The sequence below is a fragment of the Sporomusa sp. genome (assembly GCF_057736855.1).
On record NZ_JBYKYF010000341.1, the window covers coordinates 1 to 2,951 of the forward strand.

At 41.7% G+C, this 2,951-nt stretch carries 4 protein-coding genes and 1 pseudogene; 2 read left to right on the plus strand and 3 right to left on the minus strand.

The annotated features are described in order from the left end of the window. Positions 1 to 286 (plus strand): annotated as a pseudogene (locus tag AC29Z1_RS15825) (sulfite reductase subunit C); the annotation flags it as partial. A 174-nt stretch (positions 287 to 460) separates the two neighbouring features. Beyond that, positions 461 to 1,135 (plus strand): YkgJ family cysteine cluster protein, encoded by a 675-nt coding sequence (locus AC29Z1_RS15830; RefSeq protein ID WP_488272420.1) that lies wholly within the window; start codon positions 461 to 463, stop codon positions 1,133 to 1,135. Between the two features lie 14 nt (positions 1,136 to 1,149). Here the strand turns inward: AC29Z1_RS15830 and AC29Z1_RS15835 are convergent, their stop codons facing one another. From AC29Z1_RS15835 to AC29Z1_RS15845, 3 genes are all read right to left on the minus strand, one after another. Continuing rightward, positions 1,150 to 1,359: a hypothetical protein gene (locus AC29Z1_RS15835; protein ID WP_488272421.1), complete on the minus strand. Its 210-nt coding sequence runs from the start codon at positions 1,357 to 1,359 to the stop codon at positions 1,150 to 1,152. Positions 1,360 to 1,591: 232 nt separating this feature from the next. Continuing rightward, positions 1,592 to 2,611 (minus strand): Bug family tripartite tricarboxylate transporter substrate binding protein, encoded by a 1,020-nt coding sequence (locus AC29Z1_RS15840; RefSeq protein WP_488272422.1) that lies wholly within the window; start codon positions 2,609 to 2,611, stop codon positions 1,592 to 1,594. A 19-nt stretch (positions 2,612 to 2,630) separates the two neighbouring features. Further along, a partial coding sequence (locus AC29Z1_RS15845; protein WP_488272423.1) for a tripartite tricarboxylate transporter permease occupies positions 2,631 to 2,951 on the minus strand: 321 nt, incomplete at its 5' end.

Below are 2,951 nucleotides of genomic sequence, written 5' to 3' on the forward strand. Positions count from 1 at the left end.
CTATCGGTTAACCCTGTTTGGCAGGACAGGCAAGAAAAACCCCCGTTTGGGTGAAGATTTTATCAAATGGGCTGATGAAGACAGTATTACGAAAATCATTTGTAATACTTATGACTATGTAAAACAGTACATTGATCCAGCAGCCGAAGGAGGAAAAGAGCATATCGGCTATATTGTGGACAGAACCGGTTTTGAAGAATTTAAAACATGGGCGCTCAAAGATGTTCAGCTTCCCGCAAGCGCCGAAATATGTACCACTGTCTATTGGAAGGGGGTTACCTATTGAGCTGTCGAGACCTTTGTCACCGAGATGGAGGGAGTTGGCAAAGGTTTTTGAAAAGGTATTTTTACCGATTTGCAGGAAAATTAGGCCAATAAGAAGAATTAGAGCCATAATTCATGTACAGATGAATTATGGCTCTTTTATTTGGGTAGCAGCTAATACGATAATATTGAAAGGATGGTCACACTGAAACTATTCTTTAACCAAGCAGGCGAGGTTGATATTACCGGCTTAAACCATGCATCTACGGTGCAGGACTTTTTTGATGCTGTCGATGAGTTTCTAACAGAGAATCCTTTGCCGTGCGATGCCTGTAAAGAGCATTGCTGTAAAGGCCGGTTTAAAATCAATATGGATAGTATTACCGCGAAAAAAATTTCAAAGGGCAAGATGGAACGGATAATCCCGAAATTATTTGTGGATATGGGTGAAAATAAACTGGAAATTTTTCTGGTTGCCGGACATAAAAAATGCCGCCACTTAGACGGTCTGGGGCGTTGCCTCATTTATAAAGAGCGGACAGCTAGCTGCCGTACCTATATCTGTATTCCGCAAAGCCGCTATTACAAAATTCTTGAGGCTGCCATTGTTGCAGAACTGCATCATGCTATGCGGGCGGAATATTTGAAGGCAGTTATACATGACCCGGCGACTCCGCCAGCCGCTATTGAACCAGCAAAAGCATTGTATCAAGAGATTGTAAGCACAAGTGTAGCTTATGGATGTAATAACTATGATGAGATCTTGATAAAGGACTGTGTAAGAGCTGATTTTGTTCATTCGAACGTGTCAGCGGAAGATGTTCGCCTGTTTAATGAATTACTTAATAAAGAGGGAACTGCTAGTATTTGAAAGGGATAGATTAATTATAGTCCCAATTGTTTCTCTAATAAGGCAACACGTTTACGTAAATCGTTCAGCTCTGCATGAATCCTATTTTCCTTCTCCAGTTGTTCTGCTTCCTCTATTTCGCCGCAGCGTCGACCGACTATTTCGGCATATAATCCGAGGGCGTCTCCAATGAGCGTGAGTATTAAGGCCAAAATAATTATGTTATCAAGATCTTCACATCTCATATTCATTCCTCAGTTTCGATTTAGTAATATAGTATACGCACTAATTAGAAAATAGTTACTAATATATTCCCGCGAAAAAAGTTTGTTTCACCTGTGCAATACGACTGAGCTGCGGTGCTTAGATTAATGCCCCTATCGCATGTAATGTGCGAAGGGGCATTTTGAAATTTGAGCAACATGTTAATCACATGTTATACAGGCTGTTTTCAATTAGTTTGCGGAATAAACGTGATTATTTTTTCTGTGAGGCTATTTTTTCAGCAATGCCGGTTTCTTTTACGATTTCTCCTAGTCTTACATTATCTGCATTCCAACGTTCAGCGAATTCTTGGGGGCCCAGATAGTCGACCACCATTCCAATGGCTTCTATGCTTTTACTAAATTCAGGAGACTGGATCATTTTTTGTAAACCGTCTGTCAACCTAGCCTTTTCCTGTGCTGGAATGCCTTTAGGGGCGACAAGCCCAATCCAAAAGTTAAACGAAACATTGATTCCCTGTTCTTTGAAAGTAGGTATGTTCTCAAAGCCGGGAAGAGTCAGAGGCTTTTCTTCGGCAACTCCAAGTATTTTAACGGAGCCATTTTGCAAATGATCTTTTATTGCTGTCGTAGTCAAAATAAAATCTATATGACCACCTAACAAAGCAGCCAAAGCTTCTGAATCGCCTCGAAAGGGAACCTGAGATATTTTAATGTTTGCCTCTTTAGCTAATAATTCGCCAGTAATGTGCGATGTTGTCCCTAAACGAGCATGACCAAATTTAATTTCTCCAGGATGTGCTTTAGCATAGTTAATTAAGTCTTGAAGGTTGTTCCAATCTTTTTCGGAAAGAACAGCCAGGACTGTTGGGGAAGATACAACTTTTACCAAAGGATCTAGGGCAGTCGGGTAATGGTAGCGGGTTGGCCCATACAATGGTTGCAATAATGCATTTAAACCAATGGTTCCAATTGTATAGCCATCCGGTGCGGCTCCGGCAATCTCGTTCATGCCGATAGTGCCGGCACCGCCTGGCACATTGGTAATAACCATAGGCTGCCCTAGGTACTGTTGAGAAGTTTTTTCAAGTGCCCTTGCCATGATGTCGGCGGTGCCGCCAGCAGCAAAGGGTACGATAACCGTGATTGGTTTAGCCGGATATTTTTCCGGAACTTCGGTGCTTTTTTTAGTAGCCACAGTACATCCCCCCAGCATAATTGTTATACATAAAAAGGCTGCCAGTAAAATAGAAATTCTGCGGTTAATTTTCAATCAAAAACCTCCTTTGTTATTAGTTGTTTGGACCTTGCTGTTTTCTCACAAATTGTTTTGTCAGATGGAAAATCAGCAAAGCAATACCACACCAAAGAATAGTACCTGAAATTGGCCGAGATAGGAAAGAGCAGGGATTGCCATCGACAATAATCAAGCCTTGGACCAACCCGGTTTCCAGAGTGGGACCCAAAATCAAGCCAAGGGCTAATGGTGCCGGCTCATAGCCTGTCTGTTTCATAAAGAACCCAAGTATCCCAAACGCTGCTAACAAAAACAGATCAAAAATACTATTGTTGATGGAATAGGCTCCAGTCATAGTAATAACCAGGACAACGGG